General features: G+C 61.9%; 13 protein-coding genes. 10 read left to right on the top strand and 3 right to left on the bottom strand.

Translation table 11 applies throughout. The annotated features are described in order from the left end of the window. Window positions 1–28: 28 nt before the first annotated feature. Window positions 29–475, bottom strand: coding sequence for a helix-turn-helix domain-containing protein (locus CAF76_RS22255; protein WP_085648415.1), 447 nt, complete (start codon window positions 473–475; stop codon window positions 29–31). A 184-nt stretch (window positions 476–659) separates the two neighbouring features. Between CAF76_RS22255 and CAF76_RS22245 the strand changes: the two genes are divergently transcribed. From CAF76_RS22245 to CAF76_RS22215, 7 genes are all read left to right on the top strand, one after another. Further along, entirely contained in the window at window positions 660–1,478 is an 819-nt protein-coding gene (locus CAF76_RS22245; protein ID WP_064597308.1) for an alpha/beta fold hydrolase, read from the top strand. 260 nt (window positions 1,479–1,738) lie between these two features. After that, the gene (locus CAF76_RS22240; protein ID WP_085648413.1) at window positions 1,739–3,046 is read left to right on the top strand and encodes an NAD(P)/FAD-dependent oxidoreductase; all 1,308 of its coding nucleotides are present in this window, start codon (window positions 1,739–1,741) and stop codon (window positions 3,044–3,046) included. A gap of 59 nt (window positions 3,047–3,105) precedes the next feature. Then, window positions 3,106–3,522: a RidA family protein gene (locus tag CAF76_RS22235; RefSeq protein WP_007950460.1), complete on the top strand. Its 417-nt coding sequence runs from the start codon at window positions 3,106–3,108 to the stop codon at window positions 3,520–3,522. A 27-nt stretch (window positions 3,523–3,549) separates the two neighbouring features. After that, window positions 3,550–4,227 carry a DUF1028 domain-containing protein gene (locus tag CAF76_RS22230; protein WP_085648412.1) on the top strand — a complete coding sequence of 226 codons (678 nt, stop codon included), beginning with the start codon at window positions 3,550–3,552 and terminating at the stop codon, window positions 4,225–4,227. Then, window positions 4,224–5,372 (top strand): acetylornithine deacetylase, encoded by a 1,149-nt coding sequence (gene argE, locus CAF76_RS22225; protein ID WP_085648411.1) that lies wholly within the window; start codon window positions 4,224–4,226, stop codon window positions 5,370–5,372. The genes CAF76_RS22230 and argE overlap by 4 nt, the downstream gene beginning before the upstream one ends. Before the next feature lie 287 nt (window positions 5,373–5,659). After that, window positions 5,660–7,075, top strand: coding sequence for a cytosine permease (locus CAF76_RS22220; protein ID WP_085648410.1), 1,416 nt, complete (start codon window positions 5,660–5,662; stop codon window positions 7,073–7,075). 99 nt (window positions 7,076–7,174) lie between these two features. Continuing rightward, the gene (locus tag CAF76_RS22215; RefSeq protein WP_085648409.1) at window positions 7,175–7,798 is read left to right on the top strand and encodes a glutathione S-transferase family protein; all 624 of its coding nucleotides are present in this window, start codon (window positions 7,175–7,177) and stop codon (window positions 7,796–7,798) included. A 6-nt stretch (window positions 7,799–7,804) separates the two neighbouring features. On the opposite strand, the gene CAF76_RS22210 is transcribed toward CAF76_RS22215, so the two are convergent. Then, a complete protein-coding gene (locus CAF76_RS22210) occupies window positions 7,805–8,302 on the bottom strand; it encodes a helix-turn-helix domain-containing protein (RefSeq protein WP_085648408.1) in 498 nt (165 codons plus the stop codon). A 99-nt stretch (window positions 8,303–8,401) separates the two neighbouring features. Here CAF76_RS22210 and CAF76_RS22205 point away from each other — a divergent pair, with 99 nt between their 5' ends. Both CAF76_RS22205 and CAF76_RS22200 read left to right on the top strand, forming a co-directional pair. Continuing rightward, window positions 8,402–9,040, top strand: a complete 639-nt coding sequence (locus CAF76_RS22205; RefSeq protein WP_085648407.1) for an isochorismatase family cysteine hydrolase — start codon at window positions 8,402–8,404, stop codon at window positions 9,038–9,040. Beyond that, a complete protein-coding gene (locus CAF76_RS22200; protein ID WP_085648406.1) occupies window positions 9,037–10,602 on the top strand; it encodes an aldehyde dehydrogenase (NADP(+)) in 1,566 nt (521 codons plus the stop codon). The genes CAF76_RS22205 and CAF76_RS22200 overlap by 4 nt, the downstream gene beginning before the upstream one ends. Window positions 10,603–10,690: 88 nt before the next feature. Here the strand turns inward: CAF76_RS22200 and CAF76_RS22195 are convergent, their stop codons facing one another. After that, window positions 10,691–11,572 carry a LysR family transcriptional regulator gene (locus tag CAF76_RS22195; protein WP_085648466.1) on the bottom strand — a complete coding sequence of 294 codons (882 nt, stop codon included), beginning with the start codon at window positions 11,570–11,572 and terminating at the stop codon, window positions 10,691–10,693. A gap of 103 nt (window positions 11,573–11,675) precedes the next feature. Between CAF76_RS22195 and CAF76_RS22190 the strand changes: the two genes are divergently transcribed. Beyond that, a complete protein-coding gene (locus CAF76_RS22190) occupies window positions 11,676–13,067 on the top strand; it encodes an aldehyde dehydrogenase family protein (protein WP_085648405.1) in 1,392 nt (463 codons plus the stop codon). Window positions 13,068–13,126: the final 59 nt, after the last annotated feature.

Below are 13,126 nucleotides of genomic sequence, written 5' to 3'. Positions count from 1 at the left end.
GGGCGCTTTTTTTCGTCTGACACAGGTGTCAGTACGCAGTCGAAGTTGTCTCGATATCTTCCGGCGCCAAATGGCGTCCATCGGCCGACAGTAACTCCAGCTTCCTGATCGGCTTTCGCTTTTGCGCATCCACCATTACCGACCCCGCCTCGCCCGGCTCGAACATGAACTCCCCACCCCACTGCGACAACGCAACGATCACGGTTTGCAACGCCCGGCCCTTTTCAGTCAGCACGTACTCCTTATAGGCGCTGCCGTCGGACGCCGGCACCAGGCGCAGGATGCCCCGCTCCACCAGCCCTTTGAGCCGCATGCTCAACATGTTCTTGGCGATTTCCAGGCTCTTCTCGAAATCGCTGAAACGACTGATGCCTTCCAGCGCGTCGCGGATGATCAGCAACGACCACCAGTCGCCGATCAGGTCCAGCGTCCGGGCAACCGGGCAGATGTTGCCCTCCAGGCTTTTACGTTTCATTCAGCGCTCTCCAGCAAAACGGTCATCAAATCGTGGTTGCATCTTACAACTCTGGCGCCCGCGAGCGTCTACGCTGATCGGCTGGCGAAACTTAGCACCTGCGTACAAGTAGACCAGACGCTTAACCGCGATAGTCAGCGATGCCATCCCGGCAACCACACACGCCCCGACATAAGGAGTTTTCATGAGCACCTTCACGACCCAAGACGGCACCGAGATCTATTTCAAGGACTGGGGCAGCGGCAAGCCCGTGCTGTTCAGCCACGGCTGGCCGCTGGACGCCGACATGTGGGAATACCAGATGGAATACCTGAGCAGCCGCGGCTACCGCACCATCGCCTTCGACCGTCGTGGATTCGGGCGCTCCGAGCAGCCTTGGACCGGCTACGACTACGACACCTTCGCCGATGACATCGCGCAGTTGATCGAGCACCTCGACCTGCGTGACGTGACCCTGGTCGGCTTCTCCATGGGCGGCGGCGATGTCAGCCGCTACATCGCGCGTCACGGCAGCGAGCGTGTCGCCGGGCTGGTGTTGCTGGGCGCGGTGACCCCGCTGTTCGGCAAGAAACCGGACTTCGCCGAGGGCGTCGACAAGTCGGTATTCGACGGGATCAAGGCGGGTCTTTTGAAGGATCGCGCGCAGTTCATCGCTGACTTCAACACGCCGTTCTATGGCCTCGATAAAGGTCAGAAAGTCTCGGACGGCGTGCTGACACAAACCCTGAACATCGCCCTGCTGGCCTCGCTCAAAGGCACCGTGGATTGCGTCACTGCGTTCTCGGAAACCGACTTCCGTCCTGACATGGCGAAAATCGATGTACCGACCTTGGTAATCCATGGTGACGGCGACGTCATCGTGCCGTTCGAAACCACCGGCAAACGCGCCGCCGAGCAAATCAAGGGTGCCGAGCTGAAGGTTTACGCCGGTGCGCCGCACGGGTTTGCCGTGACGCATGCGCAGGCACTGAACGAAGACCTGCTGGCTTTCCTCAATCGTTGAGTTCGATGTAAATCAAGCGCCAACTGAAAAGGGCCGTCGACACACCTGTCGACGGCCCTTTTTTTCGTTGTCCCGGATTCCGTCTCCAGGGCGAACCCCTTTGTTTACGGGGCTTTCAGACCTCTGCATCACGTTTTTATCTTCACATGCCAGCTTAATAATATTTTACCGATAACCACCCCCTCCCTAGTCTGATCCCAAGCACAGAGAACAGGTCGACAGCGACCTGAATCCAACGGCCTCGTGAGAAGGGATCAGAGATGACCACTGAAATAATAAAAACAGACACGCTTGTTGTCGGCGCCGGTCAAGCGGGTGTGGCCATGAGTGAACACCTGAGCAAACTCGGTGTGCCGCACCTCGTTCTGGAGCGCAACCGCATTGCCGAGCGCTGGCGCACCGGACGCTGGGACTCGCTGGTGGCCAACGGTCCGGCGTGGCACGACCGGTTTCCGGGGATGGAATTCGATGACGTCGATCCGGACGGTTTCGCCCACAAGGAACGTGTCGCCGATTACTTCGAAGCCTATGCGAAGAAATTCAACGCGCCGATCCGCACCGGTGTCGATGTGAAAAGCGTGGTGCGCAATGTCGGGCGTCCGGGCTTCACTGTCGAGACCTCCGAGGGCGTGATCGAAGCCGCCCGCGTCGTCGCCGCCACCGGCCCGTTCCAGCGTCCGGTGATCCCGGCGATTGCGCCGAAAGATGAGCGTCTGCTGCAGATTCACTCGGCCGACTATCGCAACCCGCAACAACTGCCGGCCGGCGCGGTGCTGGTGGTCGGCGCCGGCTCGTCGGGCGTGCAGATCGCCGACGAATTGCAGCGCTCTGGCAAGCAGGTTTACCTCTCGGTCGGCGCCCATGACCGCCCTCCTCGCGCTTACCGCAACCGTGATTTCTGCTGGTGGCTTGGTGTGCTCGGCGAATGGGATCAAGCCGCGATGAAACCCGGCCGCGAGCACGTGACCATCGCCGTCAGCGGCGCCCATGGTGGTCGCACCATCGACTTCCGTGGCCTGGCCCATCGCGGCATGACCTTGGTCGGCGTCACCGAATCGTTCAGCGACGGCGTGGTGACCTTCAAACAGGACCTGCGCGACAACCTCAAGCGTGGCGACGAGAACTACCTTGCGCTGCTGGATGCCGCCGACGCCTATATCGAACGCAACGGCCTCGACCTGCCGCTGGAACCGGAAGCCCGCGAGACGTATCCGGACCCTGAATGCGTGAAAAACCCGCTGACCGATCTCGATCTGGCCGCCGCCGGTATCACCTCGATCATCTGGGCCACCGGGTTTGCCGTGGACTATTCCTGGCTGAAAGTCGCCGCTTTCGACGACAACGGCAAGCCGCAACATCAGCGCGGCGTGTCCAGCGAATCGGGCGTGTATTTCCTCGGTTTGCCGTGGCAGTCGCGGCGCGGGTCGTCGTTCATCTGGGGCGTTTGGCACGACGCCAAGCACGTGGCTGATCACATCGCCACCCAGCGCAAATACCTGGCCTATCGCGATGCCGAACAACGCGAAGCCGCGCTGCACAACAACGTTGTCGACACCGTCGACGTTTGATTTCCCTCTTCAGTACCGGCGCCTGTCGCGCCGGGTTCGAATTCGTCAGGAGCTTCACAATGAGTCAGCCAACCCATACCCGCATTCGCATGTTCAACACCAAGGACACTTACCCGAACCAGACCCTGGACAACGACCTGTGTCAGGCCGTACGCGCCGGCAACACCGTGTACGTCCGTGGCCAGGTCGGCACCAATTTCGATGGCGAACTGGTCGGCCTCGGCGACCCGCGTGCGCAGACCGAACAAGCGATGCGCAACGTCAAGCAACTGCTCGAAGAAGCCGGCAGCGACCTGAGCCATATCGTCAAGACCACCACTTACCTGATCGACCCGCGCTACCGCGAGCCGGTGTATCAGGAAGTCGGCAAATGGCTGAAAGGCGTGTTCCCGATCTCCACCGGGCTGGTGGTGTCGGCCTTGGGTCAGCCGCAGTGGCTGATGGAGATTGATGTGGTTGCGGTGATTCCCGAGTAATTCGACCTTAGCGAAAGGAGGCCACACATGACATTTTCCATCGCCGCCCGTTGCCCCGAAACCGGTCAGTTCGGCATCGCCATCAGTTCCTCCAGCATCGCCGTCGGCGCACGCTGCCCGTGGCTGTTGCCGGGGGTCGGCGCGGTGTCGAGCCAGAACATCACCCTGCCGTCCCTCGGCCCGGAAGTGCTTGTCCTGATGGAACAAGGCCTGGCACCCGAGGCTGCACTGGACAAGGTGCTGATCCGCAACGGCTACAGCCAGTACCGGCAGATCACGGCGATCAACCACCTCGGCCAGACCGCGCATTTCAGCGGCGCGCAAACCCTCGGCGTGCATAACGCCGTGTCGGGCGAGCAATGCGTGGCGGCGGGCAACATGCTCGCCGGGCGCTCGGTGATCGAAGCCATGGTCAGCGCGTTCGAAGAAGGCGAAGGTCAATTGGCCGATCGCCTGATCAAGGCCTTGCACGCCGCCCAGGCCTTGGGCGGTGAAGCGGGCCCGGTGCATTCGGCGGCCGTGGTCGTGGTCGGCGAGTTGACCTGGCCCATCGTCAACCTGCGGGTGGACTGGGCCGATGAAGACCCGATCGGTCAATTGCAGAAACTGTGGGACGCCTATCGCCCGCAGTTGCAGGACTACATCGACCGCGCCCTCGATCCGGCAAAGGCGCCGGGCTACGGGGTTGCCGGAGACGACCGATGAGCGACAGCGTCGCGTTGCTCAAGACGCTGGTGGGGTTCGATACCACCAGCCGCGAGTCCAACCTGCAATTGATCGAGTTCGTGCGCAGCTACCTCGAAAGTTTCGATGTGCCGTGCGAACTGATCTACAACGATGAGCGCAGCAAGGCCAACCTGTTCGCCACGATCGGCCCGGCCGATCAGCCGGGCATCGTGCTGTCGGGGCACACCGATGTGGTGCCGGTCGATGGCCAGCCGTGGACGCTGCCGCCGTTCGAACTCAGCGAGCGCGACGGCGAGCTTTACGGACGAGGCACGGCGGACATGAAGGGCTACATCGCCTGCGTGCTCGCGTTGGTGCCGTCGCTGATCGAAGCACCGTTGCGCATCCCGGTGCACATTGCCCTGTCCTACGACGAAGAAGTCGGCTGCCTCGGCGTGCGCTCGTTGCTCAAGGTGCTGGAGCAACGTCCGGTCAAACCGCTGCTTTGCATCATCGGCGAGCCGACCGAACTCAAACCGGTGCTCGGGCACAAGGGCAAACTGGCGATGCGCTGTGATGTCCAGGGTCACGCCTGTCACTCGGCTTACGCGCCACTTGGGGTCAACGCCATCGAATGCGCCGCCGAGCTGATCGGCGAGCTGGGACGCATCGGTCGACAGCTCAAGGATGAACACCTCGACCCGCGTTTCGACCCGCCGTATTCCACGGTGCAAACCGGCGTGATCGGCGGTGGCAAGGCGTTGAACATCGTCCCCGCCGATTGCCGTTTCGACTTCGAAATCCGTGCCCTGCCCTCGCAGGACCCGGCGTTGGTCGCGCAGCAACTCAAGGCCTACGCCGAACAGCAAATGCTGCCGCGAATGCGAGCCGTCAGCGAGCAGAGCGATATCCGTTTCAGCGAATTGTCGGCCTATCCGGGGCTCGCAACCGATGCCAGAAGCAAGGCTGCGGAACTGATCGCCACGTTCTGTGGCTCGGACGATTTCGGCACCGTGGCCTTTGGCACCGAAGGCGGATTGTTCGACTCGGCGGGGATTCCCACGGTGGTGTGCGGCCCCGGCAGCATGGATCAGGGCCACAAGCCGGACGAGTTCGTCAGCATCGATCAGCTCACGGCCTGCGATGCGATGCTGCAACGGATGCTAGTGGCGATTCGTCTTTGAAAGAACGCCTGGCTGCTGGATTGAAATCCGCAGCCAAGCCGCCGGTTCACCGACAGACAGCTGCTCCGATGGAGGTCAGCTGCGTTGTCGTTCACCGGGCTAAAACGCCCGCAACAGAGCGATTTCAGCTGACCGGAGAGCCTCGTTTTTTTAACGCCTGAAGCAACAAAACTACTAATTTATCTCTGCCCTTTCCTTGCCCATGATCACCCCAACAAGAAATGCGCCGTCCGTGCCGGCGCTCACTGAAGTACGTCCACGTACTCGTCCTTGCCTTGGAGTTCGTCATGACCACCTCTGCATCAACGTCTGCACCGCTCATTGAAAAACACACGATCGGCTACGTGCCGCCCGAAGATCGCCACGGAAAGGTTCGGGATCTGTTCACCCTCTGGTTCGGCGGCAATATCGCGCCGTTGCCCATCGTCACCGGCGCCCTCGGCGTGCAGTTGTTTCACCTGAATCTGGTGTGGGGCATCGTCGCCATTCTGGTCGGCCATCTGGTCGGCGGTGTGCTGATGGCGCTGCACTCGGCGCAAGGCCCGCAGATGGGCATTCCGCAGATGATCCAGAGCCGCGCGCAATTCGGCTCCCTCGGCGCGCTGCTGGTGGTGTTGATTGCCGGCGTCATGTACATCGGCTTCTTCGCCTCCAACATCGTGCTCGCCGGCAAGTCCCTGCATGGCGTGGTCGACAGCGTTCCAGTGCCCGTCGGCATCGTCATCGGTGCGCTGGGTTCGGGGATCATCGGGATCATCGGTTACCGCTTCATCCACGTGCTCAACCGCATCGGCACCTGGGTGCTGGGGATCGGCATCGTGATCGGTTTCGGCTACATTCTCACCCACATCCAGACCGATGATTTCCTCACGCGCGGCAGCTTCAACCTCTCGGGATGGCTGGCAACGGTGTCGCTGGCGGCGCTGTGGCAGATCGCGTTCGCGCCTTACGTGTCGGACTACTCGCGTTACTTGCCGGCGAACGTGCCGGTGGCGGCGACCTTCTGGACGACCTATCTGGGATCGGCGCTGGGCTCGAGCCTGTCGTTCGTATTCGGCGCCGTCGCGGTGCTGGCAACCCCGGTGGGCATGGACACCATGGACGCGGTGAAACTCGCCACCGGCGCCATCGGCCCGCTGATGCTCGTGCTGTTTCTGCTCAGCGTCATCAGCCACAACGCCCTCAACCTGTACGGCGCGGTGCTGTCGCTGATCACGCTGGTGCAGACCTTTGCCTACCGCTGGATTCCAACTGCCAAGAGCCGCGCAGTGATTTCGATCATCGTCCTGCTGGCCTGCTGCTTCGCTGCGGTCGGCGCCTCGGCGGACTTCATCGGCCACTTCGTCGACATGGTGCTGGTGCTGTTGGTCGTACTGGTGCCGTGGACCGCGATCAATCTGATCGACTTCTACGCCATCCACAAAGGCCAGTACGACATCGGCTCGATCTTCCAGGTCGATGGCGGCATCTACGGCCGTTACAACCCGCAGGCCTTGCTGGCCTATGCGATCGGCATTGCGGTGCAGATTCCGTTCATGAACACGCCGCTGTACGTCGGGCCGGTGTCAGTGCACATCAACGGCGCGGACCTGTCGTGGCTGGTTGGCTTGCTGGTGACTTCGCCGCTGTATTTCTGGCTGGCGACCCGTGACAGTGCTTATCGTCGGCGGCTGACCTCCGGGAAACTGGCGGGCAGTCTCTGAGATTGACTCGATGCACCAACAAGGCCCGCCGTTCGCGGGCCTTCTGCTTTGCGTTGTGCTATTTCTTTACGCCCGACGACAACCGGAGATGGAAATCCAATGCTGCGAATTCTGGGCAAAGCCTCATCGATCAATGTGCGCAAAGTGCTGTGGACCTGTGCTGAACTGAATCTTCCCTTCGAACGCGAAGACTGGGGCTCAGGTTTTCAATCAACGTTGACGCCGCAGTTTCTCGCACTCAATCCCTGCGCGATGGTGCCGGTGATTCAGGACGATGACTTCACGCTGTGGGAGTCGAACTCGATCATTCGCTACCTGGCGTCGCGCTACGGCGGCGAGCAACTTTACCCGAGCGAGGCGCGTGCCCGCGCGCGGGTGGATCAATGGATCGACTGGCAGGCTTCGGAGCTGAACAAGTCGTGGTCGTACGCGTTCCTTTCGCTGGTGCGCAAGTCACCCGCGCATCAGGACAGCGTTGCTCTTGCGGCCGGTTGCCGGGAGTGGGCAAGGCACATGGAGATCCTCGACCGGCAGCTGCAAAAAACCGGCGCCTATGTCAGCGGCGAGCAGTTTTCCCTCGCCGACATCCCTATCGCCCTGTCGGTCAATCGCTGGTTCGAGACGCCGCTGGAGCATCCGCACCTGCCCGCAGTGAGCGCTTATTACGAACGCCTGAGCCAACACCCCGCTTACCGATTGCACGGACGAAATGGCACGCCGTGATTTCAGTCATTTGTTTTTGAACGCCTCACGCCGCGCCTGTCGTTCCGCGGCGTACGCCTCTTGCGGTTGGCTGATCAGATCCTCACGGCGCAACACTTCACCGCAGTGATCGCACATCGGTCCGAGGCCGGCGCTGTGGTTGCAGTTCTTGTGGGTCATGTTCACCGCCAGCCCCTCCTCCGGCGATTTACACCAGGTCTCGCCCCAGGCGCGCAACGCAATCACCACCGGGTAAAACGCCTCACCCTTTGCGGTGAGGTGGTACTCGTAGCGTTTCGGCCGCTCGTTGTACAAGCGGCGCTCGACCAGTCCGTCCGCCTCCAGGCTTTTCAGACGGGCGGCGACCATCTGCGGCGTGCCGCCGGTCTGCGCCAGGATCTCGTCATAGCGGTGGCTGCCCATGAACAATTCGCGCAAAACCAGCACCGTCCAGCGGTCGCCGACGATCGCCTCGGCCCGGGAAATCGGGCACAGGGTCTCAGGAAGACTATCGTTTACAGCCATCAGGGCTTGCCTCTTACACAGTTACTATGATTATCATATCAACACGATGCGGGAACAAGCCCTGAGCATCGATCACTCTCATTGCCGGAGTACATCGTCATGTCGAAACCTCTTTATCCGCTCGACAGAACCGCCTACCTGCTGGTCGATCCGTACAACGATTTTCTCTCCGAGGGCGGCAAGATCTTTCCGCTGCTCAAACCGATCGCCGAGCAGAACGGCCTGCTCGACAACCTGCGCAAACTCGATCACGCCGTGCGGGCCCTGCCGATTCCGGTGGTCATCGTACCGCATCATCGCTGGGTCAAAGGCGACTACGAGAACTGGGATCACCCAACCCCTACCCAACAAAAGATCATGCACATGCACCACTTTGCACGCGGCGAATGGGGCGGTGAATGGCACCCGGATTTCGCACCGAAGGACGGCGACATCGTGGTTCAGGAACACTGGGGCTCCAGCGGTTTCGCCAACACCGACCTGGATTTTCGCCTGAAACAGCAAGGCATCACCCACGTGATCATCGTCGGCCTGCTGGCCAACACCTGCATCGAAGCCACCGCGCGCTATGCATCGGAACTCGGCTATCACGTCACGCTGGTGCGCGATGCGACCGCCGCGTTCAAAGAGGAAATGATGCACGCCGCCCACGAACTCAACGGCCCGACCTTCGCTCATGTCATCACCACCACGGACGAACTGATCGCCACTCTTCAGTCGCAAGGTGAAGCGAAATGAGTCTGACTGGCCACCTGCTGATCGGCGCCGCTGACGTCCCCGCTACCGAGGGCACGATGAAGGCGCTGAATCCGGCAACCAACACGCTGATCGAGCCGGAATTCGCCTTCGGTGGTACGGCCCAGGTCGATCAGGCGGCTACCCTCGCCGACGCGGCATTCGACACCTACAGCCACACCTCGCTGGCAGAACGTGCGGCGTTTCTCGAAAGCATCGCCGACAACCTCGACGCCGTCCGTGAGGAACTGGCCGCCCGCGCTGCCCTGGAAACCGGTCTGCCTCAGGCTCAACTGGAAGGCGAAGCCACCAAAGCTGCGACCCAGTTTCGCCAGTTCGCCGAGGTGGTGCGCAAGGGGCGCTTCCTGCAGCTGGCAATCGACCCGGCACAGCCGGAGCGTCAGCCGCGACCCCGAATGGATCATCGCCTGCAGAAAGTCGCCATCGGCCCGGTGGCAATCTTCGGTGCGAGCAATTTTCCGATCTCCTATTCGGTGGCCGGCGGCGACACTGCGTCGGCACTCGCGGCCGGGGCGACGGTGATTCTCAAGGCACATAACGCGCATCCCGGTACATCGGAAATTCAGGCGCGCGCCATCCGCAAAGCGGTGCAGTCGCATGGCTTGCATGAAGGCGTTTTCTCCATGGTGCGCGGTGGTGGTAACGCCATCGGTGAAGCGCTGGTCGATCATCCTTTGATTAAAGCGGTGACCTTCACCGGTTCAGAGGTGGGCGGCATGGCGCTTTATCGCCGCGCTCAATTGCGGCCTGATCCGATCCCGGTGTTTACCGAAATGACCAGCGTCAACCCGACCTTCATTTTGCCCGCCGCGCTGGCCGCGCGTGGCAGTGAGATCGGCGATGGCTTTGTCGAGCGGATGCTGGTGAATGTCGGCCAAGCCTGCCTGTGTCCATCGATCCTGATCGCGGTCGAGGGCGAAGGTCTGCAAGCGCTGCGTAGCGCCATGATCAAGCGAGTCAACGAAGCGTCGGCGCGTACGATGCTGACGCCGGGGATTCACGGTTCATACGTCAAAGGGCTGGTGGCAATGGAAAGCGCGGGGGCGAATCTGGTGGCGGTCGGCGCGCCGTCGGATGGCCAGTTTGAGGGCCGCTCGGCGTTGCTGGAAGTCGGTGGCCAGCACTTTCTCAACGAAACCGCACTGGCCCATGAAGTGTTCGGCCCGGCTGCACTGCTGGTGACGGTCAGCGATGAGGAAGAACTGCTGGCAGTTGCCCGCTCGTTCAAGGGCCAACTGAGCGCAGCCATTCACCTTGAAGACCGCGATCTGGATCTGGCTCGATGCCTGCTGCCGATCCTCGAACGACGCACCGGACGCATCGTGGTCAACGCCTTCGCCCACCCGCAGGAAGTGACTTTCGCCACCGTACATGGCGGGCCGTTCCCGGCCACCTCGGACAGCCGCTTCACCTCGGTCGGCATGACCTCGATCGAGCGTTTTTTGCGACCGGTGGCGTATCAGGGCTTTCCGGATGCGTTGTTGCCGGAGGTGTTGCGCGACGCCAATCCACTCGACCTGCCCCGCAGCATCGACGGCCAATGAAAAATGCCCGGTTCGGCGAATCACCGAACCGGGCACGCTTTTCAATCAAATGAGCAGGTCTTCATGGAGAAGACCCGAACCCAGAGCGTCAATTCTCTTCTGCACGCACCACACCGCGCTCCTCCAGCAAACGCACAAACATACTCAGACTGCGGGACACCGTGCCCCGGCGCCACACCAGCCACGTCGTCAGATAGCGGAAATCTGCCGCCAGCGGCCATACGCTGACCGTCGCGCAGCCGGGCATGCTTTGCAGCATGCTGCGCGGCATCAAAGCCAGGCCGGCACCCGCACTGACGCAGGCGAGCATGCCGTGATAGGACTCCATTTCGAAGATCTTGCCGGGCACCGCAGCGTCGGTGCTGAACCATTTTTCGAAGTGATGGCGATAGGAGCAGTTCGAGCGGAAGGCATAGATGTTCTCGCCGTTCACGTCCGCAGCGCGATGGATCGGCCCGTGATGGAGCGGCGAGATGATGACCATCTCTTCTTCGAACGCCGGGATGCCTTCCAGCGCCGGGTGCAAGACCGGGCCGTCGACGAACGCAGCCGCCAGGCGACCGGAGAGCACACCGTCGATCATCGTCCCGGACGGACCGGTCGACAGGTCCAGATCGACCTTCGGATGTTGCTGGTTGTAGGTCGCCAGCAAACCGGGAATCCGCACCGCCGCCGTACTTTCCAGCGACCCCAGTGGGAAAGCGCCTTGCGGTTCCTCGCCGGCCACCGTGGCGCGGGCTTCCTGTACCAGGTCGAGGATGCGCCGCGCGTACTCGAGAAAACTCCAGCCCGCCGGCGACAGGCGCAAGCGGCTTTTCTCACGGATGAATAGGTCGACGCCCAGGTCCTCCTCCAACTGCTTGATGCGCGTTGTCAGGTTCGACGGCACGCGATGGATCTGCGCCGCCGCCGCACTGATGCTGCCGTGCTCGGCAACGGCCTTGAAGATTTCCAGTTGCACCAGATCCACAGTCATTCTCCAATCGTGAAAGAAACGCTCTTTATTATTCAGTTTCCAGAAACCAAACGCCACCCTACTCTGAGCGCATCCACTGACCTCGCAGGACGATGCCATGAGCCCGATTTCCAGCCAGACCCACGCCATCTCGATCAACCCCGCCACGGGCGAGCAGATCGGTCACTACGCTTTCGAATCCGCCGAAGCCCTCGATGCTGCGCTGACCCGCGCGGCGTTCGGCTTCAACAAGTGGAAACGCAAACCGCTGCAGGATCGCTCCCTCGCCCTGACCGCGCTGGCCGGCGCCCTGCGGGACAGCAGCGAAGCCATGGCGACCATGATCACCCGGGAAATGGGCAAGCCGATCGCCCAGGCCCGTGGCGAAATCGAGAAATGCGCCAAGCTCTGCGAGTGGTACGCCGAACACGGCCCGGCCATGCTCAACGCCGAAGCGACGCTGGTCGAAGGCGGCAAGGCGCGCATCGAGTACCGTCCGCTCGGCCCGATTCTCGCCGTGATGCCGTGGAACTTCCCGATCTGGCAAGTGCTGCGCGGCGCCGTCCCGGCGCTGATCGCCGGCAACACCTACGTGCTCAAGCATGCGCCGAACGTGATGGGCAGCGCCTATCTGTTGCGCGACGCCTTCACCCGCGCCGGTTTTGCCGATGGCGTGTTCGAAGTGATCAACGTCACCCCGGAAGGCGTTTCGACCGCCATTGCCGATTCGCGCATTGCCGCCGTAACGCTGACCGGCAGCGTCCGCGCCGGCATGGCCATCGGTGCACAGGCCGGTGCCGCGCTGAAGAAATGTGTACTGGAACTGGGCGGTTCCGATCCGTTTATCGTGCTCAACGACGCCGACATCGACGAAGCCGTGCAAGCGGCGGTGATCGGTCGTTACCAGAACTCAGGGCAAGTTTGCGCCGCCGCCAAACGCCTGATCATCGAAGAAGGCGTGGTCGAAGAATTCACCCGCAAATTCGTCGAAGCCACCCGCCAGTTGAAGATGGGCGATCCATTGTCCGCCGACAACTACATCGGCCCGATGGCCCGTTTCGACCTGCGTGACGAACTCGATCAACAAGTGCGCGACACCCTCGAAGAAGGCGCCACCCTGCTGCTCGGCGGCGGCAAAGTAGAGGGTTCGGGCAACTACTACGAGCCGACCGTACTGGCCGACGTCACCGACCGCATGACTTCGTTCAAGCAGGAACTGTTCGGCCCGGTGGCCTCGATCATCACCGCTCGGGATTGCGCTCACGCCGTGGCCCTGGCCAACGACAGCGAGTTCGGCCTGACCGCCACGATCTACACCGCCAACGTCGCCCTGGCCCAGCAACTGACCAGCGAACTGGAAACCGGCGGCGTGTTCATCAACGGCTACTCCGCCAGCGACCCGCGCGTGACCTTCGGCGGCGTGAAGAAAAGCGGTTTCGGCCGCGAGCTGTCGCACTTCGGCGTGCGCGAGTTCTGCAATGCGCAGACGATATGGCTGGATCGCCGTTGATCCGGTCGATCCGATAAACCCTGTGGGAGCGGGCTTGCCCGCGAAGAGGGAGAGTCAGT

Source organism: Pseudomonas sp. B40(2017), from assembly GCF_002112855.1.
Classification (GTDB): Bacteria; Pseudomonadota; Gammaproteobacteria; order Pseudomonadales; family Pseudomonadaceae; genus Aquipseudomonas; species Aquipseudomonas pharyngis.
This window is presented reverse-complemented; position numbering and strand designations above follow the sequence as displayed.